This is a genomic window from Halobacteriovorax sp. CON-3, assembly GCF_043196995.1.
Lineage (GTDB): Bacteria > Bdellovibrionota > Bacteriovoracia > Bacteriovoracales > Bacteriovoracaceae > Halobacteriovorax_A.
In genome coordinates this window covers 55,770-78,836 of the sequence record NZ_JBEBNA010000001.1, presented here as the reverse complement: position 1 = coordinate 78,836, position 23,067 = coordinate 55,770, and the positions used below count along the sequence as shown (strand labels likewise).

Sequence of the window (23,067 nt, the reverse complement as noted above, 5' to 3'; positions counted from 1 at the left end):
TTCAACAGTCGAGTTACGACAAAGGGTGATCTATGCGTATTCAAGATCAAGTCAAAGAACACTTCAAGTTCAAAGTTGTCCACGAAGATAAGAACTCAGGAGCAAGAGCAGGTGTTATCACAACTCCTCACGGAGAAATCCCAACACCAGTTTTTATGCCAGTTGGTACTCACGGTGCAATTAAAGCACTTCCACCAAATTTCCTAAAGGATCTGGACACTAAAATTATTCTTTCAAATACATACCACCTTCACCTATCACCAGGTTCAAAACTGGTTCAAAAAGCAGGTGGACTTCATAAATTTATGAATTGGGATAGACCAATTCTTACAGACTCTGGAGGATTCCAGGTATTCTCTCTTCAAAGAAAGAGTATCAAGGAAGAAGGAGCAGAGTTTAAAGATCACAAAGGTAAGGCAATTATGCTTTCGCCTGAGACATCAATCCAAATTCAACAAGAGCTTGGATCAGATATCATGATGGCATTTGATGAGTGTATTCCATATCCTGCAACTCGTGAGTACACAAAGAACTCAATTGATCGTACTCACCGTTGGCTAGATCGTTGTATCGACGCTTGGACAAATCCAAAGCAAGCGCTATTTGGAATCATCCAAGGTTCAACTTACGATGACTACAGAGATGAGTGTCTTGATGAGCTTGTTAAGCGCGACCTTCCAGGCTATGCCATTGGTGGTGTCTCTGTTGGTGAAGGGCCAGAGCTGATGGAAAAGATCGTTAAGTACACAGGACCTAAGATGCCAAAGGATAAACCACGCTACGTAATGGGCGTTGGAAATCCAGAAGACCTTTGCATGATTTGGGAATATGGAATCGATATGAGTGACTGTATCATTCCAACGAAGTTTGCACGTGGTGGAACACTATTTACAAAACGTGGGAAAATCAGAATTCGTCACAAGAACTATCGTCGTGACTTCTTTCCAATTGAACCAAATTGTAAGTGCTACTGTTGTGAGAACTTCACACGTGCCTACGTGAAGCACTTATTTGACTCAAATGAGATTCTAGGACAAGTTCTAGCGACGATGCACAATATTGAGTTCTATAAGAATATGGCCGAAGAAGCTCGTGAGGCCATCTTAAACGATCGCTACAATGAGTGGAAAGCTGACTTCCTAAAAAGTTACAATAAAGACGACGGTGCAAAAAACTAATTAAGTATTCAATATAAGGGACACTCATGTGTCCCTTTTTCTTATAAACTTTTCAGATATATAGACCCATTTTACATTCTAAGCTAAAACCTCGTATGAGGAAGTTCTACTTAGTTTTACTAATCACATTTATTACCACGACAAAGCTAACCATGGCCAAACGCTATATTGGTGGTGATGAGTGGAATAGACAGAAAATAACGAAGGAAACTTTCCACGTTCAAGAAGCGACAACGAAAGAATTAATTCTAAGAACAGTAAAAGTCGTCAATGAAAGACAAAAGAAAGTTGGAACGGCCTTTCTTTATAAGCAAGATGAAACAACATATACCTTCTTAACTAATTTCCATGTTATCTCAACTCACAGAGAATGTCGTGATTCAAAAATTCTTATTATCAACGAAGAGTTTAAAAAGTTCCGTGCAAAGTGTGAAAAGATTCTCGACTCTGGTAGCATCAAATCCGGATCAGACTATACCTACTTTAAAGTTAAAAAAACCAACCGCATTTCATTTCTAGAAAACCTAAGTGATATCAACTTAAACTTCCCCACTCCTAAAGCAGGAGACCGATTAGTATCAGTTGGCTTTGGTGCTGGCAAGGCCGACCTTAGAAGATATGATGCAAGCATTATTCAAGATAAGGACTGTGTCTACCTAGCAGGAAATATCGATTTAATTTTTAACAAAGACAAAGTAAGAGACGTATTCTTTACGGCCTGTGACGCACAATCAGGAGACTCAGGTAGTGCGATCATGAACAGTGACACAGGAGATATCATCGGGCTCTTTTTTGGAGTGGCCGATCAAGATAAGAATAATCCCCTATCCACAAGTGAGATTTGGGATAATATCGGAACAGACTATTTGGATTTCTATACAAATTCTTCCATGTCGATTGATTTAAAAACAATTCAAATGAAATAAAAAAGGAGCACCACGTGCTCCTTCTTTCTTATGCTTGATTGATTGCGCTTGAAATAATTTTTGTCAGCTTTTGAAGGTCTTCAAATTTCACATTATGGAAAAGAGAAATTCTAAATTGGTTCTTACCAAGCTTTCGATAAGAATCGATTCCGATCACAACACCTTGTGCTTCAAGTACTTTAATTAGCGCTGCCGCTTCATACTTATCATCCACGTTGATTGTCGCAACAGAAGTTGAGCGATATTTTTCATCTGCAACATACGCCTCTAAGAAGCTTTCTTCCTGGGCCCAACCATAGATCATATCAGCTTTCTTGCGTGCAAGATCAACGGCATTCTTTTGTCCACCTTGTGAGTTCATAAGCTTTACTTGCTCATTAAGGAAGAAAAGAGTTGAGATACTTGGCGTATTATATGTTTGATTCTTTACTGAGTTATCAATAGCTGTCTGCCAATTCATAATTCCTGGGATATAGCGATCAGTTCCATTAATTTCTTGTGCTCTCTTTAGTGCTTTTGGTGACATGATAGCAACAAACAGCCCGCCCTCAGAAGCAAATACTTTCTGCGGAGAAAAGAAATAGCAGTCAATTTTTGAAATATCTAAAGGAATCTGTCCCGCACCACTTGTTGCATCAACAGCAACGAGAGTATCGTCATTTACATTTGGAATAGTCGTTGTCTGAACGCCAGTTGATGTTTCATTAAGAGTGAAACAGATCATATCTGCATCAGCATGCACATCAGAGCCTTGTGGTTCACAACCTTGACCGTACTCACTTGCAACTTCTTGTGCTTCAATCCATGGGATTCCATTATGTGACTTAAACCACTTATTTGAAAACTCTCCACATGTATAGTGAACACTTTTATTACGAACAAGACCAAGTCCAATCATATCAAAAAGAAAAGTAGCACCACCGTTACCCATAACAACTTCATAACCCTCTGGTAAGTTGTAAAACTTTGCTAGGCCTTCTTGAATCTCTTTCACAAGATTTTTCACGGCCGGCTTACGATGAGATGTTCCCAAAAGATTTGCTTTTGTTTCAGCAAGACGTACTGAAAACTCAGTTGGTATTAAAGATGGACCTACACCAAATCTTGGATCACTTGGAATTAATTCACTAGGTACCTTATAATTTTCGAACATATTTAAAATCCTTTTTAAGTGGTTAGGGGTATTTTAATGAAAATGCTAGTATTTGAAAACAAATAAGAAGTTGTCAAACCTTGAAAACTTCTTAACAATTATGACATGAAAATATCTCGCTCCTTACTTCTATGCATTATATGCATACTTCCATTTTCTATAGCAGCTAAGGATCTTAGCATTCCTGGCGAATTCTCACTTGGAATTGGGAACTTGACGAAGTATGTCGGTAAGATCCAAACCGATATTGATGGTGGTAGAAATTACTTCTCATTCAATCCTTTCATTAGAGCAAATTATCGAACAGATATTCAGTGGCAAAAGGCCCTTAATCTTGAAGCGGGACTGACGATCCCTAAGTCAAGTGAGGATAGCGCTGTTACGGTAACGAATTTCTGGATTCATGCCCTTCTTGAACATACATTTACTCAAAGCTTTAGAATGCATGCAGGCCTCGGGGTTTTCTTTACCTATACGGCCATGGATGGTGAGATTCAAACATTAGGAAATGGAATGTCGACGCAGCAATTCTATACTCCAGAAGATTACCAAACTGCTGTTAATAATATTGTCATCCTCGGCGGGGACTACTTATTTAATAAGACGTACTTCGTTAATGGACAATTAAGTGTCTTCAATATTGAAGATGGTGACGAGCGAGCATTCAGCTATGCTTTATCGCTAAACTATTCATTTGGAAATAAATAATGAAGCTTATTCTATGCTTACTTTTTTCGACGTATTCATTCGCATTTACAATCAATGCAAATATTCCAATCCGTTTTTCAAATCCAGAAATTCGTGTTGATGTTGCTGACAACGCCTGTGCAAATATTACGGACTCGGCAGATGAAATCATGGATATGGTAGAGATTGCAGCAAGTGAGTACTGGAATAAAATTGCAACAAGTAGCCTTCATCTTAAGGGCGGTAATATTTTAACGGTTGATGCAGATTATACGACTGAACAAATCTGCGCCGCAGGTGAAGCTGGCTGCATCAGTCAGGTCCCAAGTACGAATACGCAAATTCTAATCGTCTGTAATAGCAATAATACTGTTTTTACTTCAACTGGAATTTTAGCTGTTACTCTTCCAAATAATCTAAGTGGTACCCAAATCCAGGGCTCTGTTATTGGACTCAATGATATCGCAGGTACTCGCTACAACGACCAAACAAGAGCACAAAAGATTGCTCTTTTTGCACATGAAATCGGCCACGCTTTTGGCCTTGGGCACTCTTCAAAAGAAAGTTCTCTAATGTACTTTAGAAACCTCACTGGCCGAGAAACAATTGGGCAAGATGACTGGGACGGGGCCACATACCTATACCCAAAAGAGCAAATCCCAATGTGTGGCTCAATTGCACCGGTTAAGGATAGTGCCAATCTCGGTGGTCATATTAATGAGGAAATTGAAAAAAAGATAAGTACGCAATATTCTGAACGCCCATCAGCAAAGGATTCCGCCGCCTTGATCGCAGGTCTGGGCATGCTATTATTGGTCTTAGTTACATCTAAGAAATTTGCACAAGCAAAAATTTATTAACAAAAGACAATATTTTACTAAAGTATTGTCAGTAAGTACCGATAATCACATTATGGAATCGAAGTCAGGTAAATTTATTATTGGAATTCTCATTATTTTCTTATTCAAGATTACTGTTGCAGATAATATGAGAGACTCCAAGTCACAGAAAGTAACAATCTCAGTTCTTAAGTAAGAGCTAATTTTGTAAAGTGTTCACCTCTTTTGACGTAATTTGCGTATTGGTCAAAAGAAGGAAATGCCGGTGAAAATAAAATAACATCTGCATTAAACCCTGCTTTAAATATCTCATCTAAATTCTCAAAATATTCAGATTCAATCTCAAAACTCAATTCACTTAAGACTTTTCCAGACTCTCCAAAAAAGAGAATCTTTTTAATCTGATCTTTAAATGGCAAGAGCTTTTCTAACTGATTATCACCGTGTCCTCGAAGCTGGCCACCAATAATGAGTTCAACATTCCCTAGGTCCTTAACTCCATTTAATGCAGTTAGTGTTGCTTCCCAATTTGTCGACTTTGCATCATTAAAGAAGTAGTGCCCTTTATCTTGCTTAATCATTTGCAAGCGATATTCAACACCATTAAAGAACTCACAGGCCCTTTGAAAGGCCTTAATATTACCTGTAAACGCATCCCACATAAGATAGACAAAGTACGTATTCACAAGATTATGTTCGCCGTAGATCTTTAGTTTACTAGGATCAATAACTTCAGATAGTTCTTCCTTAACCTTTTCAATTGAAAGGTCCAATTGATGCTCATTGCGAATTGCATACTCATTCTTGACTTCTAAATCATTAGGAAGAAAGGCAATTCCTTCATTGGCCATATTTTTAAAGATTTCGAATTTATCCTGTCCATATGTCTTTAAGTCATCGTAGCGTTCACCGTGACTAAAAGTTAGATTTAAAAGACCAGCAACATCACATTGAAACTCATCAATCAGGTTGAGCTGGAAGCTTGAGAGCTCTAAGATAATACCTTGAGCTGGTTCACGCTCTCCGCTCATGCGCTCATAAATATAATCACAAAAAGGTGTTCCAATATTTCCACCAACAAAGTAATCCCCTGTTGGGTCCTGCTTGCCACACTCCTCTAGAAAGGAAACAACAGTGGTTTTACCATTCGTCCCTGTGACACCTAAAATTGGGGCATCAGCAAATTTATAGGCCAACTCAATCTCGCACCAAATTGGGCAAGTCACTTTGGAAAATAGCGGAAGTTCCTTAGACATGCCAGGAGTTAGAATAATTAGGTCCATCTCCCCTAGAATATCGCAGGCCTCATCCTGAGCAACCTTGCCCTTGATGCACGAAGAGTCCTCAATGGCAGGCCACGTTTCAACGGCCCCCTGATTAACTAAATAAATATCCTTACCTAGAAAAGTCAGTAGGCGTAGAGCTGAAAGGCCAGAAAGCCCAAGGCCAACAACTGCGATTTTATTATACTTATTTAGCGATTCATTAATGATCATATGACTATTACCTTCCAAATCATGGATAAAAGTGCTACATTGCTGTGCATGAATTACCAGCAATTATTTTTAAACCTTGCCTCTATTTTAAGGCCATATAGTCAACTATGGCAAAAAGAAGTTCTCCAGGCTTGGCGTGCTGGTGAGATTGATGAAATCATTCCAGAAGATCTCATTGCTCCCTTAAGAAAACTTAGTCATGAAGAACTCTACGAGCTTGACTGCTTGAGAGATTATTCAAAGCTTGAAGAAGGTTCGCTTAAGTCACTCTTAAATTCACTAAAAGAAAATGAAGTTTATGAGACGGTTGAAGAGTCCTTAATTCGTGGAGTCGACGAACTTCCAAGTTGGGCGTTTTTTAAAGTTAAGGGAAAGAAGCAGGATGAGATCCTAGCGATTGCAAACTTCTTAACGAAGCTTAGAGATAAAGAAGGCGACTTCAAGCACACTGTTGATATTGGAGGAGGTGTTGGTCACCTATCACGCACTCTTGCTCATTACTTTGGCATGGAGATGATAAGTCTTGATATCAATACTGAATTTCAAGAAATTGGCCGCAGTCGACTAAAGAAATACCCTACACCAGAAGGTGCTAAAGACGTAAAGTTTATTAACCATGACTTTAGCATCGATTTAGAGGGAAAAGAAAATGCTCGTATTTTCAGTAAAGACTCCTTTTCACTAGGCCTTCACACATGTGGGCCTTTGGCCGTAAAGCATATGCAAGTGGCAAGTGGCAATCAAACAAGAGGGCTTCTAAATTTTGGCTGCTGCTATAATAAATTAGACCCGAAAGAGCATACTAACCTCTCTCAATTTGCAAAAGAAAATAACCCACTACAAATTGAAAGTAATTGCTTAACACTCGCAACTCGAGGTCATCAAAGTATGGAACTTGAAGACTTCAATCAAAAAAAGCGAGTGAAGTTTTATCGCTACTGTCTTCAATTCTATATCGATACTGTTTATGGAAAAGAAATCGACATCATCCCTATTGGTGATGCTCACAAGAGACTCTACGCCCTTTCATTTAGTGAATATGCAATTGCAAAGCTAACTGAAAATAATATTCCAATTAACTTAAGTCCAAAAGAACTTGATCAGTTCTTTGAAGATCATCAAGATACTCTAGAGAAATTATTTCTAGCAAATGTTGTTCGTTGGCAATTTGGACGTGCCCTAGAGCTTTACCTTCTCTATGATCGTGCTATCATGCTACAAGAGCGAGGAAAAGAGGCCAAGCTAATGGCCTTCTTTAACGAAGTTGAATCCCCTCGAAATATTGGAATTTGGTATCATGAAGCAGAATCAAAATCATAAAAGTATTTTAATTACTGGCGCAACGACAGGCATGGGTAAGGCCTTCGCTGACCACTTTGCGACTCTAGGATTTGATCTCTATCTGCATGGACGAAACCTTGCCCTGCTCGAGCAAAATGCAAAAGAATATCAAGATAAGTATCAAGTTAATTGTGAAATTATAATCAAGGATCTCGCAGATGAGGATGCTTGTGAATTTGTGATTTCAAAAATAAAAGCGCCACTTACATACCTTGTGAATAACGCTGGATTTGGAGTCGCAGGAAAGTACCCAGAAACAGATATTGAAAAACAAGTAAGAATGCAAAGAGTGCACGTCGAAGTACCAATGCGCCTTACTCATCACTTTCTTCAACAAAGTGAGCAACTTAAAGTTATCAATATCGCCTCTCTTTATGCCTTCTTCCCAGTACCAAGACAAAGTGTTTACGCTGCTTCAAAAAGCATGCTTCACTCTTTTAGCCTGGCCCTAGGACGAGATCTAAATGGAACCAATAAACAGGTCATCTCTGTCTGCCCTGGACTTGTCTATACTCAATTTCGTATCAATCAAGGAAAGGCCGAAAAGCAACACTTTAGTGGAATCTCATCTGAACAAGTCGTTAAAGAGACAATGGACGCACTAAGTAAAAATAAATTCTATATTGTTCCAGGTTTTCTAAACAAAATCTTCAAAACACTACTAACGACAATTCCTCATACACTTACGCTACGAATCATCGAGCGAGTCAACACAGGGCGTGGTTACTAAAAATACCTTACACCTCTAGTCAGATATATAATTACCCATTAAAATGGCGCCCACACAACACACAAATTAATTGTAAATTAAGAGGACACCATGCAAACAACAACTGTTAATATCAATGATATTAAATTAAATAGTGAATACCTAAGAACTAATACTGATGTTGAGACATTAAAAATCAGTATCGAAAATATTGGTCTAATCAATCCTCTAACAATCAATAAAGAAAACGAACTACTAGCTGGTGCTAGAAGATATCAGGCCCTAAAAGAGCTTGGAATTGAAGAAGTTCCTGTTCATGTTGTTGACCGCAAGTCACTAGAGCAAGAGTTAATTTCAATTGATGAAAACCTTGTGAGAAGAGCACTCGATAAACTTGAATTTGAAAAGTGTCTTAACCGTGGGCGCGAAATCTTTGAAGAGCTAAACCCAACGGCCACTAAGATTGAAGTTGATGTTATTGCAACAACAACAGAAGAAAAGAAGCTTGAGAAGGCAAAAGAAGAGCAAGACCAGGATTCATTTGCTGCCATTACGGCACAAAAGACAGGTCTTTCAAAGAGTGTGATCAAAGGTGCAATTAAAAGAGATGCCCTTGCATCAGAACATGTAAAGAAAGCACGCCAACTTGGTCATATCAATGCAAGTGTTACTAACGAGATCATCAAGCTAGACAAAGAAGTTCAAGACAGCGTTCTTCCAATGATCTCAGATAAAACAGTAAAAGAAGTAAAACAAATTGTTGCAGCAGCAAAGCGTGGTGGTGTTCAGGAAGCTGAACAAGAAATTGAAACAATGGAGCCATTGCCAGCAGAATATGCTCACCTTAGAAACCTTTCAAAGAGAATGAATAAGAACCTTACTCGTATTCTTTTAGAAGAGCTTACTTACGAAGGTAAGGAGTCTGCTTCAATCATGAAAGAACTAAGAAAGATGCAAGAGAATCTTGAGCGCTTCTTCAACATGGGAACAACTTCTAATCACGTAACTTCTGATTCAACTGAATCAACTGAAACTCAGGAAGTTACTTCTGAGCCTACGATTGTACTTGATGAAGATCAACAAGAGTTCAATCCAGAGTACTCTCTCTAAACCCAAACCACTTTACAAAAAATTGACAATATAACGCTTTAGGCAGATGACGAATTACTTGGTCATCTGTTTAAAGTTTCGTTATGATAATCGTCATGAAATTAGTCAAAGAGAACACCCTTTTTATTATGTGGATTGTTGCCATACTGGCAGCAGCTGGCTCACTATTCTTTAGTGTCATCATGGAATTTGTTCCGTGCACACTTTGTTGGTGGCAGAGAATTACCATGTATCCACTTGCAGCGATTTTACTGATAGGCTTTTATCAAGATGATAAAAGAAGCATTCTCTATGGTGCCCCTTTTATTATTTCAGGATGGGCCATTTCAATTTATCACAACCTCGTTCAACTTAAGGTCATTCCGGAAAGTGCGAGTCCCTGTGTAAGTGGTGTCCCATGTTCAGAGAAATGGATTAACTGGTTCGGGTTTATCTCAATTCCAATGTTGGCATTCTTCGCCTTTACAATTTTATTTTCACTATTCTTATTAGAAGTTTATAGCAACAAGGATTTCTTAAATGCAAAAAAGTCATAAAATTATAGCTGCAATCGTTACTGTTATTGCAGTCTTTGCCATTAGTGCAACATTTTACAAAAAACAACAAGCGGCCAAGCTCGGTTTTATGGCCAATGAAAATCACAAATTATTTGTCAGAGATTACTCTCCTTCTATCGGACCAGATGATGCAAAAGTTGTCTTAGTCGAATTCTTAGACCCTGAGTGTGAGTCTTGCCGTGCCTTTGCACCATATGTAAAAGAAATCGTAGAAAAATACGAAGGTAAGATAAAGCTAGTTGTTCGCTATGCGGCCTTTCACAAGAACTCGGCCTATGCAATCTCAATTCTAGAGGCAGCAAGAAAGCAAGGTCAATACTGGCAAACTCTTGACCTACTTTTTAAGAGTCAACCAGCATGGGGAAATCACCACAACCCACGCCCAGACCTAATCTGGAATTACTTAACAACACTAGATCTAGATATTGATCAAATCAAAAAAGATATGCATGATCCAAAATTCATGGAATGGATTAAGCAAGACGCAGAAGATGGAAAGACACTTGGAGTTCGTGGAACACCGACTTTCTTTATCAATGGAAAACCATTAGAGCGTTTTAGCTATCAACAACTAGAACTACAGATTCGTGAAGAACTAGAAAAATAAGTAGAATGCATACCTTTGCCAACTCCCACTTTCTAAAATTAATTGAAGATAGTGGGAGTGCATGCCCAGAAAGAGGTTGGGAACCCACTCACCTTGCGACCAACAATAATCAGCTCATTTCATATATCAAATCACACAGCTACGGTGAGTATATTTTTGACTGGGCCTGGGCCGATCTCTATCACCGAATGGGCCAAGAGTATTACCCAAAGCTTATTCACGCCATTCCTTTCACACCAGTAAATAATAGTAAATTCACTCAAGAATTTGATGGGACGCTTCTAACAAAGTCTTTTAATATGTATCAGGAGTTAAACCTATCTAGTGAGCACTACTATTTTACAGATAATAGCTATTATTGCCTGAAAGACTTAGGCTTCTTTAAACAAATTACGACTCAGTATCATTTTATTAATGAGTACGCTTCATTTGAAGACTATCTTTCAAAGCTTAAAAAGAATAAGAGAAAAAGCATAAAGAAGGAACGAAAGGCATGCCACTCATATGATATTGAGATTAAAAAAGTATGTGCAAGTGAGCTTACAACAGATGAACTTAAACAGATATATGGCCTATATTTAACAACGATTGATAAGAAGTCAGCTTATGCCTACCTTACTCTCGATTTCTTTCTTGGGTTAAACACCCTAGAGAATTGTTTTTTTCACCTGGCCTATAAAGAAGATTCAATTATTGCCATGGCGCTATTTTTTGAATCCACAACAAAACTCTATGGACGCTACTGGGGAGTTCACCCTCTTCATCAAAATAAGTATGAGTTTCTTCATTTTGAAATGTGCTACTATATGGCAATGGAGTATTGCATCGATAATAAGCTAGAGATTTTCGAAGCTGGTGCCCAAGGAGAACAAAAGCTCTACCGTGGATTTAGGCCAGTTGAAATTGAGTCATGGCATCACTTAAAAAACACACAATTACACGAAGCTATCGCTAATCACGTTAAGAATCAAAACTTGAGCGTAAAACAATATCATGAAGATTTAAAAGAGCTACTTCCTTTTAAGTAGGTCGGTACGTCGATACTTTTGGCAACTTCAATAACTTACATTCTTCTAACTTCATTTATTCTTAGTTAAAGTCAATATTGACGTAGGAGTATGCTCATTTTACGAAAATAAAGCATCAAAATGCTGGATTTCATATACAAAAGCACAAATATTGAAAGCAAAGAGCATTAGAAGTGCGCTAAGTAGTAGTAATTGCCAAAAGTATCGACGTACCGAACAACAAGGCCCCTGTTAAGGGGCCGGTATTATTAGTTAATTGTAATGTGAGAATCTTTATAATCGACCTTTAAGTCTTTTTCTTCCAGATCATGTGCCATGATCTCTTTTGATAAAGGTCTTGTTACTAATCGGTTAAAGATTGAAGCAAGTGGTCTTGCACCATAGGCCTCGCTGTAACCTTGCTCATTAAGTCTAGCGCGCACACTTTCTGATAAATCGACCTTAAGCTTACGGCCAAGTAGTCTCGAATTAAGTAAGCGAACTTGCTTATCAATTAGCGAGTTCATGATTGAGCGATCAAGTGCATTGTAAGTTAGCACTGAATCAAGTCTACCTAAAACCTCTGGCTTAAATGCTGTTTCAACAACTTTTGCATTTGTCGTTAAAAGGATAATCGTATTTTTAAAATCAATTGTTCGTCCTTTATTATCTGTTAGCCTACCGTCATCTAAAATTTGTAACAGAATATCACCGAAGTCATGATGGGCCTTTTCAATTTCATCAAAGAGAATTACTGAATAAGGGTGACGTCTTACCGCTTCAGTTAGAACACCACCCTCTTCATAACCAACATAACCAGGGGCGGCACCAATGAGTTTACTCACTGAGTGCTTTTCACTAAATTCAGATAAATCAAAACGTATTAAGTTATCCTGTGTATCAAATAAGAACTCACATAGTGCCTTTGCTGTCTCAGTCTTCCCCACACCACTAGGACCTTTTAGGAGGAACGAACCTAGTGGTCGAGAAGGGTCTGTCAGACCTGCGTGGGCCGAAATAATTGTATCAGCAATTTCTGTTAATGCTTCTTCTTGTCCGTAAACACGTGACTTTAAAAAGCCTTCAAGTTGTAAAATCTGCGCTTGTTTTGACTTAAGGATTTTCTCGACAGGAATTCCCTTTTGTCTTGAAATCACAAGAGCAATATCTTTAGTCGCAAGAACCCAATCGTGATGACAAGATTCAAGCTCTTTTTCAACTTCTGGAAGCTGAGAGTATTTAATCATTGATGCCTTCTCATAGTCTTGACTTCTTTCAGCAGCTTCTAACTCGAAGTTTAGGCGATCTCTTTGATTCTTTAATTCAGAGACTCTCTTAAGTGAAAGAACCTCTTCTTCCCAAGTGCTTTTTTGCTCATTGAATTTTTCTTCAAGCTCTTCAACTTCTTTGGCCAACTTTTCATTGTCCTTATCAATTTGCATATTCACTTTCTTTGAGCGAATTTCAGCTTCTAACTCTACGAGTTTTGCAGGCATCGCTTCCGCAGATAGTTTAAGTGCACTTGCCGCTTCATCCACAAGGTCGATGGCCTTATCTGGTAAATTCTTATCTGTAATATATTGATCAGATAAAATAACGGAGTTAAAAATTGCATCATCAGAAATCTTAATTCCATGATGAATCTCTAGCTTCTCGCGAATCCCCATTAAAATTTCAATAGCATCTTCTTTTGATGGCTCATTTACCGGTACTGCTCGAAAGCGTCTTTCAAGTGCACTATCTCCTAGAATATATTTTTGATATTCTTCATCAGTCGTTGCTCCAATACAATTGAGCTCTCCTCTTGCAAGAGCAGGCTTCAAGAGATTGGCCGCATCCATAGCGCCATCTGTTTTACCAGCACCAACTAACTGGTGAATTTCATCGATAAAGAGAATCGAAGTTGCTGCATTTTGTTTAATATATTTTAAAAGCTTTTGTAGACGCTCTTCAAATTCACCGCGAAACTTAGTTCCGGCCATCAGAGCACCCATATCAAGTGCATAGACAGTCTTTCCTTCTAAGACATCAGCAACAGTTCCCTTAACAATCATTTCCGCAAGGCCTTCAACAATAGCAGTTTTACCTACTCCGGCAGGCCCAACTAAGACAGGATTATTCTTCCCACGACGTCCTAGAATTTCCATTACCGCACGAATTTCTTTCGAGCGTCCAATGACAGGATCAAGCTTACCTTCAGCGGCCATTTCATTCAGGTTCGTCAGGAAGGCAGGAACCTCCTCTTCATCGTCTCCATTCATAGCAGAGTTAAAGACATTCGGGTCAATATTGAGACTGGAGAGGGTTGTCACAATATGCTTTAGAAGGTCAGTTTCTGTTACTTCCTGACGGCCTGATTGAATAGCATTGGAAGATGCCAATGTGAGCCACTTACTAAGTCCTGCAGTAGGTCTGACATTATCAAGTGAGACTTCCTGAGAAGCTTGAGGTAAGCGCTCAATTTCTGATTTTATATCTTTTAATTTATTCTTTAATGCTCTTGATGAGAAAGAAGAAGGATTCTTCACCAGCCCATAAGCAAGGTGCCACTCAGATAGTTGAGCATTCTTCTTTTCCATTAGAAGAGATTGGGCAATATCGAGACTGCCTGCAACGATTGAATCGTACTTATTCATAAAAATTCCTCCACGCAAATTCTTGGGTATAAACACCTAAAATCATGAGGTATTTTTCCCCTTCTACTAATAAGATGGGACGTGTTTTATAATTGTCAAGGTAACCAAAATATTTTTTCGAAATAAATGAGATTATTATGAATAAATTTTTTCTTCAGCTTTTCCTTATCTTTGTTTTAATCCTTAAGTCCCAGGCCTTTGCCCAGAAGCTACCTCCCCTCGACTTAAGCTCTCCTCGTGCAACCATGAATTATTTCCTTAAGTCCATGAAGGCCTATAAACTTGGAAATGACCAAGGACTTGAACAAGCGGTACTGGCACTAGACGGACGCCATATTCCGGATACAGTTAAGGAATTTAAATTAAAAGATTTCTCAAGAACTCTTATTACTGTTTTTGATCGTATCGAATATATTGATGTAAAGAGAATTCCTCGTAAAGTTGATGATGGAATCTGGTACTACCGAAAAGAAGTCGTACAAGTAGAAAATAAAGATCACAATGTAGAAATTTCCATTCGCCAAGTTCAGCGTGGGGATAAAATGGTGTGGCTTTTTACGAAAGAAACAATGTCGTCGCTACGTTTTTATGACCTCTCACTAAAGGGTAAGAAAGTTGCAAAGGATGTCGTCTATAGCCAGTCTCCAAAAGAGCGCTTAAAAGAGTATCTACCTGCATGGACTTTTCATCAGCGCTTCCTCCTTTTAAATATTCACTGGATACTCTTACTTGTCATTACTCTCTTTAGTTTTATTATTGACCGAATTGTACGCCATTATATTGCGGCCAAAACAATATCAATTCTTAAGAAAAGAAATATTACCTTTACTGAAAAACAACAAAATAGGCTAACTTCACCATTTGGTAGCCTTGCCTTTGCCTATATTTTCCAAACACTTGCTACGTGGATTGATCTGCCTGCCGATGCTCTCGTCTTAGTCGTTAAGGCATGCGATATCGTCATGGCCATTTCAGTCGTCTTTATTCTTAATCAACTACTAACTGTTATCTGCCTCTACCTTGAGGACAAGGCACGTGAAACAGAGAATAAGTTTGATGATATTGTTGTTCCACTAATTAGAAAGACAGCAAGATTCTTTATCTATGCTGTCGGTATCATTTTTATTGGTGATGCCCTCGAACTGGATATGAAATCAATCCTAGCCGGTATGGGAATTGGGGGGATCGCCTTTGCACTTGCCGCCAAGGATACAATTTCTAACCTCTTTGGTTCATTTACGGTTCTTTTTGATAACCCATTTACAATTGGAGACTGGGTTAAGATTAATAATGATATCGAAGGTATCATTGAAGAAGTGGGAATGAGATCGACAAGGATCAGAACATTTCACAACTCGCTCCTATCCGTTCCAAATGGAAATCTTATCAACGCCAATATCGACAACCTTGGGCGCAGACGCTTTCGTCGTTTTAACACAACTTTAGGAATCGATTATGCGACTCCACCAGAGAAGATTGAAAATTTTTGTGAAAGTATTCGCCAAATTATCGTTGCACACCCAATGACGAGAAAAGATAATTTCCAAGTTTATTTTAATAGCATGGGTGCAAGCTCACTCAATATTCTCGTGTATATGTTTTGGGAAGTGCCAAGCTGGGATGATGAATTAAATGAGAAGCATAAATTCTTACTCGATATCCTAAGGGCCGCTAAGAAGCACGGAATTAACTTTGCTTTCCCTACCCAAACTCTTCATGTTCAACAGGACCCTGGTGTCACTTATACGCCAGAAGACGTGGATTTTGGCCGCTCACAGCAGATTGCAGATGAGCTTGCGAGCGACAGATGGAATGCACCTAATCGCTCATCTGAACTTCGATTAAAATAAAATCTATAAAGGCCTTAGAGTTAAAACTTTAGGGCCTGACTTCTTCATAAGATCAAAGCTAAAAATTTGAGGACGATACTCATCATTCATAAAACGCTCTCTCTGATTATCATAATAAGGAGAAAGCATATGTCCAGAGTTTCCTAAAGGTAGAATTCCATAAGAAATATCAACATTAGCAAAATCGATAAGACGACGAGTACTAGGCCCAGTTACCGGCGTATGCCCACTGTCACAAGAGACACGTCGAATATGATTAATGCTATTGATCGAGCCATTTGCCTCATAAGGCCCATGGTTAAATAGTTTTGCAAGGTACTTATTCTTTGCAAAAGGGTGAGGCATCGTAAGTTGGTGAACACGTCCCCAACGCCAAGTACTTATATCTTCACCAAGTTCGTCCTTTAAGTACGCGACAGCTTCTTTAAACGCCATAGCAACAACAGTATCACGATCTTCCACAGGTGCAGTTTTTTCAATATCCCACCAATTATCAAATGGTGTATCAAGTAGACGATAGTAGAAAATCCAAGAATTGATGGCCTTACAATACTTAGTGTAGTCCTCGCCCATCTCATCCATTAGAAGTTTACGGATACGCATATTAGTTTCATGAAATATTGTAGGTGCAACTTGCTCCTTACGAGAGTGTCCTTTCCAATCCATAAAAACTTCAAGGGCCTCTTCTTCAAGAGAGCTCATCGGATATTTCTTAACTGCATTATGAATGATCTTCTGCATCTTGCGATTATTCGTACTAAAGCTTGCAGTTTGTACCATCTTTTGAGAATCCATATCCCAGTTATCACGAAGTTCGAGTGACTTTAGGATTGTATTGTAGCGATTATCTGAGTGCCAACCTCCACGATGATAGATTCCTTCCTTCATTGTCTTAGGTGCATCATTAGCAGAAACAATAAAACCATTTTCAGGGTTAATTTCATGTGGCTTCTCATCAAATGAATAGACGCCTAAAATCTTACGATCTGGAGTTTGTACAAGATCTGACTCAAAAGGATGAGACCTCTTATAGCTATCACCCATGATAAGTCTAGCAACATTACCATCAGCATCAGCATAGACAATATTTAGGCCAGGGGACTTTACAATACTTGTGGCCTTCTTAATCTCTTCTAAGTTCTTTGCACGGCCTAGCCCAAAAAAACCTTCAATCGGTTTATTACCTTCTTGAAAAAAGCTAAAATGAGCGGCGATATTCTTGGCATCTTTATTTACGGCCTGAACGATCTCATTAACAACAGGCCCTTTTTCACTCCACTTAATTTGAAAATCAATTGAGTCTTCACCTTTAACTTTAATTAGTGAATCCTCAATGCGAACAACTTCAAAATCATCTTCTAACTGATAGAGATCAACATCATCTGTATAACTGATAGTTAATCCCCAACCGAGCTTACGATTATGTCCCATGGCCGGAAATGGAATCAGTGGTAGAAAGTGGCCATACATATGAAAGCCTTCTTCTTTATTCTTTATATTTGCTTCATACCAAATATTTGGAGCTGAGAAATTAATATGTGGATCACTTGCAAGGATTGGGCTTCCAGACTTTGTCTTTTTGCCAGAGATTGCCCAAGCATTTGAGCCTATAAATGTACCGATCCCCTTTAAAAGTGATTCATAGTCGATAAAGCTTGCATCAACGACACGTCTTAAACGCTTCGAAAAATCAACTTCGTTATTAGCAAATAGATACTTGAAGTCACGATGCTTAACCTTGGCCATAATACTTTGATAAGCAACTTCATTTCTCATAAATGGAGAGAAGCTATAGTTTAGATAGACGAAGACACCATAGATATCCTCAATATCAATTTTCTTTGGCCTAATTCCTAATAAGAAAAACTCAATTGGCCTTACATTATTTTCAAGATAGTAATTATAGCCGGCCATAAATGATTCAAGGTCTTTTTTAACAACCGGATCAAGAGAGGCCAAAATACCTTCACGAATATACTTAGAATTTAAAGTGCGAAAAAGTTTATCGACAGCAATAAGATCAGGGCCAAGGATTTCGGCAAGTCTTCCCTGTCCAGCACGACTTATAAGTTCATATTGAAAGCTACGGTCACTGGCCATTGAAAAACCAAGAGCATAATTCATATCGTGGCGAGAGTCCGCTTCGATGTGAACAACACCTTCGTGGTCACGATAAATCTTTGTTAAACCATTTAGGCCATCGATTTTAAGACTTCCATGCATTACCGGGAAAGAGCCTAAGAGCATAAAATAAACAGAAGCGATTATTAAAACAAAAAGGCCGATAGCAATACCTAGAATCTTTCTCATGATGATCTCTTAATTCTTAAATAGATTGTTACTTTTAACTAATTCAACGACTTCCTCTGGAAGCATTTTTTCCCAACCACTCTCATCTTTTTCGATCATTTCAATAACTGTTCGAGACCAGATTCCTGATGCTTCTTGATCATAACCTTCAAGATCAACGATTAGCTTATTTTCACGAAGGTACTTAACAAGAAACTCTAGCGAGCTATCATAAGTTACATCCGCAAAGCTTAAGCGTTTCTTTGAGTCATGATCATCGGCACATGGGTAGAGGTATAACTTCGTGTTAAGTCCAAATAACTCTCCAAGGCCACCAAGAATTCCAAAAGATGTATTCTCATAGTGCTTGATATTTAAAATTTCATTTAAGTTGTATGTGTTTGTAATAAAAGCAATTTGATTCTTAGCAATTGGTTGTAAGAATTGATTTAATTCGAAATAAGAAGCAAAGTTTGTGATCAAAACTTTTTGCTTAATCTTTGCAAGTAAATCAACACGAGCTAAGAAGTCAGCATTATCAATTGATGATGAACGAGAAAGAAGTTTTGACATTGAAATCTCTGAAAGAGTCACAACATTCTCACATTTCTCACTTGTACATAATAGCTCACGCCCAACTTTAAGAGCATCAACATTACCCTTTGTTGGTGGCCTAAAAGAACCTCTAAGAACAACAAGTGGCTTGCGATATAAGTAATCCTTGATTTGAACAACTTTACCATTCTCATCAAACATCACGGCCGAAGTAAACTTTCTCTTAACAAGTTCTAAAGAAAGAATACGTGGATCAATACCATCAAAGGCAGGGCCTCTAACGTCAATCATATCAATTCTTAAACGACTTGCTGAAAGGTTATCCATTAGAGATGAAACTAAATGAGAAGAATCACTCGTATTGTAGAAACAGCTGTGAATCATATTTACACCAAGAAAACCAATGGCCTCTTGTTGCTGAAGATTTTCTTGATCAAGCATATTTACGTGAAGAATAAGATCAGATGGTGCAGCTCCTGCTTCATGTTGAAAGCGAACACCAAGCCAACCGTGACACTCACCGCGTCCCGAGTAACTTTTTGCAGCAACAGTATCGGCAAAGCAGAAGAATTTCGTTCCTTCTTCTCTTTGATCCTTGAGACGCTTGTACATCTTTGTAAACTCAGTCTCTAGCATCGTATGCAGACGACCTTGTGAAACATAACGTCCCGACGCTTCCACACCGTAGATCGCATCAGAGATTTGCATATCATAAGCAGACATCGTCTTAGCAACAGTACCGGCCGCCCCACCAGCTCTAAAGAACTCGCGTGCAACTTCTTGTCCTGCGCCAATTTCTGCGAAACTGCCGTAAACTTTATTATCTAAATTAATTTGTAATGCTTTTTGTTTTGCTGATAGAATTTGGCAAAAATCCATAGTATAAATTCCTTAAATTTTTTTAGTTATAATAACAGCTTAGGACTCTATATGGCAAAAGAACACGACACGAATCTCTTTAAAAAACACATCTTTATTTGCAAGAGCTGTAAGAAGAATGAGTGCCCTATGCTTGAAGATGCCATGGCCCTAAAGAGCGAATTGAAGTCTTATTTCAATGAAAAATATGGAAAGGGTGTTGTCAGGGTTACATCAAGCGACTGCCTCGGAAAATGCCGCGAAGGTATCCATATTGTCAGTTATCCTGAGGCAAAGTGGTTTAAAGACGGCACCAAAGAGTCTGCTCAAGTCTTAAAAGACTACGTAGATTCAAGTACTTAGGTGAAGTTCACAAAAAATTGACTTAGATTTATCAAATATTATCCGATAACGATGCTATAATATCCTTAGGAAAGGAACCAAGGAGTGATTATGTGGATTCCTGTTATCATCGTCGGTATTTTAGTTGGAATTGCTTCAGTGAAAGAGAAGCAGGCCCGCGAAAAAAGAGCTAAGGCCTACATCCCTATTAAGGTCAAAGATTAAATAGAATTAGTTTTTGGCAAATTGAACGGCCACTTCTTTAGCGAAATACGTTAAAATCATATCGCATCCAGCGCGCTTAAAGCTCGTTAACATCTCCATTGCTACAGCATCGCCATCAACCCAACCATTTTGGGCAGCGGCTTTTACCATTGCATACTCACCTGACACATTATATGCAGCAACTGGAAGATTTGTACGCTCTTTCATCTTAGCGATGATATCAAGGTAGCTGATTCCTGGCTTAACCATTAAGATATCTGCTCCCTCAGCTTCATCAAGTTCAATTTCACGTAAGGCCTCAATTGTATTGGCCGGATCCATTTGATAAGTCTTCTTATCACCTGCTTTAGGTGCACTATCAAGAGCATCTCTAAAAGGCCCATAGAATGCTGAAGCATACTTGGCCGTATAAGACATAATTTGCGTGTTAGTGAATGAATCACTATCTAGGGCCTCACGAATAACCGCAATACGGCCATCCATCATATCTGATGGGCCAATGATATCACTTCCCGCTTGGGCCTGTGCAAGTGCCATGGCCGCAAGAATATCTAGTGTTTCATCATTTAAAATCTCACCAGTCTTTTCACAAACAAGCCCATCATGGCCATCACTTGAGTAAGGGTCCATTGCAACATCTGTCATGATAAGCATATCAGGACAAGCATTCTTAATATCTTTAATTGTCTGTTGAAGAAGGCCATTTGGATTCTTTGATTCAGTAGCAAAGCGATCCTTAATTGAATCATCAAGGGCAGGAAATAGTGAAACACACTTAATACCTAAGTTCCAAAGCTCTTTTACTTCCCTAACGATAAGATCACGAGAGTAACGATTAATCCCAGGCATAGATGTCACTGGTACTGTTTGATTTTGTCCGTCGATAACGAACAGAGGCATAATTAGATCATCTACAGTCAGAGTCGTCTCACGCATAAGAGATCTCATCGCATGATTCTTTCTATTTCTTCTTGGTCGAATATTATTTAAATACATCTCTATAGTCCCTTTTATAATCCCATTTGAATTTTAGTTTTAAATGCAAGAGCATACATTGAGATTTGCTTAATCATGCTCGAAAGTCCGTTGGCACGAGACATTGATAAGTGTTGGCGAAGGCCAATTGTATCTAAGAAATCAGGCTTCGTTGCAAGAATTTCATCTGGTGTGGCATTCGAATAAACACCAACAAGAATTGAAACAATTCCCTTTACGATGGCCGCATCACTGTCGGCACGAAAGTAAACCTTGCCATCTTTAAGCTCTGGAATTAGCCATACTTGGGACTGGCATCCTTTCACTTTATATTCTTCTTTTTGTAAATCTTCAGGTAGGGATTCCATCTCTTTTCCACGAGAGATGATGTGCATATAGCGATCTTCCCAATCGCCAAAGCCGTTGAATTCTGAAATAAGTGCGTCAACTCTTTCTTGTATTTGCAAAATGAACTCCTTAAGTCAATATGTATCGGAGTCTAGCATTTTTTAGATAATGCGTGAAGCAAACTCCACTACTTTTTCTATTTGAGCGGCAATGTGGTCAATAAAGTTTTGAAGGGCAATGAAAAATCCGTAATTTCCAACTTGATTCGTTAGCATCGCAATCATTGAGTCTAAAATATCAAGGTATGGTTGCAAACCAAATTTCTTTACCAATAATTCAAGATAAGTAGCGACACCTTCCACGTCACGTCCTTCGTTAGTTACAACATATAATGGGTTCTTAATTGTGGCCACGAAAGCTCCTTTTTTGTCTCTTAATTATAGTTATAAAGTCGAATCATTCCACGAATCAATTAAATTTGCGATTTTATTAAATTGTTCATGTAGCGGGCGATATTCCTTGGAATTATAGGCATAGATTGACTTTTTAGCGGCCTGAGATTTCACAATCTGGGCCTTATTAAAGAATGGAGCAATAAAGCGGTCATCTCCAGTTACCTTTCGAATAAGTTCCTTAATCTCGTCAAGATCACTTTCCTCTTGCTTACGTCTAGTGTCCATTAGATTTGGAATATGCGTGATTATCTCAGGAAGCTTAACAATTTCCATATCCTCAATATCAGAGAGCATTCCATAGAAATGCTCTAGTCCCTTCATTGAAAAGTCATCAGGCCTAAAAGGAACAATGACTCCATCACTCACACAAATACTATTAACAACGAGAAGTCCAAGTGTTGGAGGGCAATCAATAAGAATATAGTCGTAGCGTTTTCTAATTCCAGCTTGCTCAACATATTTTTTTAAAATCATTTGTCGTGGAGAACTTATTCCCGCCACACATAATTCAAATCCAGATAGTTCTTGGGCAGATGGAAGAAGATCCACACCTACATCTGTTTTAAATACGACTTTTTCAAAAATAGTTGAAGTGTGCATATGCTTAAGCTCTTTTACAGAGTTAAGTAGCAGGTTGAAAATACTAATGCTATCGCGGCTTTCTTCGTGGCCAAAGAGATAGCTCATATTGGCCTGAGGATCCATATCAATAACAAGAACCTTATGTCCTTTCTGGGCCAAGGCATGTGCCGTATTAAAACACATCGTTGTTTTACCAACTCCACCTTTTTGGTTAAGAAAAGAAATGATTTTTCCTTTTCCTAAGTCTTGTGATTTTTCAGCACGATTGCGACCAAAGAACATAACCTTCTCCCAAGAATCATTCATTGTCATGATACTCAGAGATTATATCATAATTTTAAG

At 38.5% G+C, this 23,067-nt stretch carries 22 protein-coding genes; 13 read left to right on the top strand and 9 right to left on the bottom strand.

Annotation, left to right across the window (positions count from 1 at the left end):
* Positions 1-32 precede the first annotated feature (32 nt).
* Both tgt and ABMA72_RS00350 read left to right on the top strand, forming a co-directional pair.
* Positions 33-1,178, top strand: a complete 1,146-nt coding sequence (gene tgt / locus ABMA72_RS00355) for a tRNA guanosine(34) transglycosylase Tgt (RefSeq protein ID WP_392860340.1) — start codon at positions 33-35, stop codon at positions 1,176-1,178.
* Between the two features lie 95 nt (positions 1,179-1,273).
* Positions 1,274-2,104, top strand: a complete 831-nt coding sequence (locus ABMA72_RS00350) for a serine protease (protein ID WP_393055416.1) — start codon at positions 1,274-1,276, stop codon at positions 2,102-2,104.
* 28 nt (positions 2,105-2,132) lie between these two features.
* Here the strand turns inward: ABMA72_RS00350 and ABMA72_RS00345 are convergent, their stop codons facing one another.
* Complete coding sequence (locus ABMA72_RS00345; RefSeq protein ID WP_393055413.1) at positions 2,133-3,257, bottom strand: aminotransferase class V-fold PLP-dependent enzyme; 1,125 nt, start codon at positions 3,255-3,257, stop codon at positions 2,133-2,135.
* A gap of 213 nt (positions 3,258-3,470) precedes the next feature.
* On the opposite strand from ABMA72_RS00345, the gene ABMA72_RS00340 reads away from it, so the two are divergent.
* The 3 genes from ABMA72_RS00340 to ABMA72_RS00330 are packed head-to-tail and all read left to right on the top strand — an operon-like array spanning position 3,471 to position 4,979.
* Positions 3,471-3,965: a hypothetical protein gene (locus tag ABMA72_RS00340; protein ID WP_393055411.1), complete on the top strand. Its 495-nt coding sequence runs from the start codon at positions 3,471-3,473 to the stop codon at positions 3,963-3,965.
* On the top strand, positions 3,965-4,804 hold the full coding sequence (locus ABMA72_RS00335) for a matrixin family metalloprotease (RefSeq protein WP_393055408.1): 840 nt from the start codon (positions 3,965-3,967) through the stop codon (positions 4,802-4,804). Before ABMA72_RS00340 ends, ABMA72_RS00335 begins: the two co-directional genes overlap by 1 nt.
* 52 nt (positions 4,805-4,856) lie before the next feature.
* Positions 4,857-4,979, top strand: a complete 123-nt coding sequence (locus tag ABMA72_RS00330; protein WP_021267166.1) for a hypothetical protein — start codon at positions 4,857-4,859, stop codon at positions 4,977-4,979.
* Here the strand turns inward: ABMA72_RS00330 and murD are convergent.
* Positions 4,972-6,279: a UDP-N-acetylmuramoyl-L-alanine--D-glutamate ligase gene (gene murD, locus ABMA72_RS00325; RefSeq protein ID WP_393055405.1), complete on the bottom strand. Its 1,308-nt coding sequence runs from the start codon at positions 6,277-6,279 to the stop codon at positions 4,972-4,974. The genes ABMA72_RS00330 and murD overlap by 8 nt on opposite strands.
* Before the next feature lie 48 nt (positions 6,280-6,327).
* Here murD and ABMA72_RS00320 point away from each other — a divergent pair, with 48 nt between their 5' ends.
* The 6 genes from ABMA72_RS00320 to ABMA72_RS00295 all read left to right on the top strand — a co-directional run bounded on the left by ABMA72_RS00320 (position 6,328) and on the right by ABMA72_RS00295 (position 11,631).
* Complete coding sequence (locus ABMA72_RS00320) at positions 6,328-7,599, top strand: methyltransferase (protein ID WP_393055402.1); 1,272 nt, start codon at positions 6,328-6,330, stop codon at positions 7,597-7,599.
* Positions 7,577-8,350, top strand: coding sequence for an SDR family NAD(P)-dependent oxidoreductase (locus ABMA72_RS00315; protein WP_392860327.1), 774 nt, complete (start codon positions 7,577-7,579; stop codon positions 8,348-8,350). The genes ABMA72_RS00320 and ABMA72_RS00315 overlap by 23 nt, the downstream gene beginning before the upstream one ends.
* A gap of 90 nt (positions 8,351-8,440) precedes the next feature.
* Positions 8,441-9,439, top strand: a complete 999-nt coding sequence (locus ABMA72_RS00310; protein ID WP_393055399.1) for a ParB/RepB/Spo0J family partition protein — start codon at positions 8,441-8,443, stop codon at positions 9,437-9,439.
* A gap of 95 nt (positions 9,440-9,534) precedes the next feature.
* Positions 9,535-9,975: a disulfide oxidoreductase gene (locus ABMA72_RS00305; RefSeq protein ID WP_392860325.1), complete on the top strand. Its 441-nt coding sequence runs from the start codon at positions 9,535-9,537 to the stop codon at positions 9,973-9,975.
* On the top strand, positions 9,959-10,603 hold the full coding sequence (locus tag ABMA72_RS00300; protein WP_392860323.1) for a DsbA family protein: 645 nt from the start codon (positions 9,959-9,961) through the stop codon (positions 10,601-10,603). The genes ABMA72_RS00305 and ABMA72_RS00300 overlap by 17 nt, the downstream gene beginning before the upstream one ends.
* Before the next feature lie 5 nt (positions 10,604-10,608).
* Positions 10,609-11,631: a peptidogalycan biosysnthesis protein gene (locus ABMA72_RS00295; RefSeq protein ID WP_393055396.1), complete on the top strand. Its 1,023-nt coding sequence runs from the start codon at positions 10,609-10,611 to the stop codon at positions 11,629-11,631.
* Positions 11,632-11,879: 248 nt separating this feature from the next.
* On the opposite strand, the gene ABMA72_RS00290 is transcribed toward ABMA72_RS00295, so the two are convergent.
* Positions 11,880-14,246, bottom strand: a complete 2,367-nt coding sequence (locus ABMA72_RS00290) for an ATP-dependent Clp protease ATP-binding subunit (protein ID WP_393055394.1) — start codon at positions 14,244-14,246, stop codon at positions 11,880-11,882.
* 137 nt (positions 14,247-14,383) lie between these two features.
* Here ABMA72_RS00290 and ABMA72_RS00285 point away from each other — a divergent pair, with 137 nt between their 5' ends.
* On the top strand, positions 14,384-16,096 hold the full coding sequence (locus ABMA72_RS00285) for a mechanosensitive ion channel family protein (protein WP_393055391.1): 1,713 nt from the start codon (positions 14,384-14,386) through the stop codon (positions 16,094-16,096).
* 3 nt (positions 16,097-16,099) lie between these two features.
* Here ABMA72_RS00285 and ABMA72_RS00280 read toward each other — a convergent pair whose 3' ends face one another.
* Positions 16,100-18,406 carry a penicillin acylase family protein gene (locus ABMA72_RS00280; RefSeq protein WP_393055388.1) on the bottom strand — a complete coding sequence of 769 codons (2,307 nt, stop codon included), beginning with the start codon at positions 18,404-18,406 and terminating at the stop codon, positions 16,100-16,102.
* 9 nt (positions 18,407-18,415) lie between these two features.
* A complete protein-coding gene (locus ABMA72_RS00275; RefSeq protein WP_392860316.1) occupies positions 18,416-19,819 on the bottom strand; it encodes a TonB-dependent receptor in 1,404 nt (467 codons plus the stop codon).
* 51 nt (positions 19,820-19,870) lie between these two features.
* On the opposite strand from ABMA72_RS00275, the gene ABMA72_RS00270 reads away from it, so the two are divergent.
* Positions 19,871-20,161, top strand: a complete 291-nt coding sequence (locus ABMA72_RS00270) for a hypothetical protein (RefSeq protein WP_393055385.1) — start codon at positions 19,871-19,873, stop codon at positions 20,159-20,161.
* Positions 20,162-20,371: 210 nt separating this feature from the next.
* Here the strand turns inward: ABMA72_RS00270 and hemB are convergent, their stop codons facing one another.
* The 4 genes from hemB to ABMA72_RS00250 are packed head-to-tail and all read right to left on the bottom strand — an operon-like array spanning position 20,372 to position 23,037.
* On the bottom strand, positions 20,372-21,361 hold the full coding sequence (gene hemB, locus ABMA72_RS00265; protein ID WP_392860313.1) for a porphobilinogen synthase: 990 nt from the start codon (positions 21,359-21,361) through the stop codon (positions 20,372-20,374).
* Between the two features lie 14 nt (positions 21,362-21,375).
* Positions 21,376-21,807 (bottom strand): SufE family protein, encoded by a 432-nt coding sequence (locus tag ABMA72_RS00260; RefSeq protein ID WP_393055382.1) that lies wholly within the window; start codon positions 21,805-21,807, stop codon positions 21,376-21,378.
* 42 nt (positions 21,808-21,849) lie between these two features.
* On the bottom strand, positions 21,850-22,101 hold the full coding sequence (locus ABMA72_RS00255) for a hypothetical protein (protein WP_392860310.1): 252 nt from the start codon (positions 22,099-22,101) through the stop codon (positions 21,850-21,852).
* A gap of 30 nt (positions 22,102-22,131) precedes the next feature.
* Entirely contained in the window at positions 22,132-23,037 is a 906-nt protein-coding gene (locus ABMA72_RS00250; protein ID WP_393055379.1) for a ParA family protein, read from the bottom strand.
* Positions 23,038-23,067 lie beyond the last annotated feature (30 nt).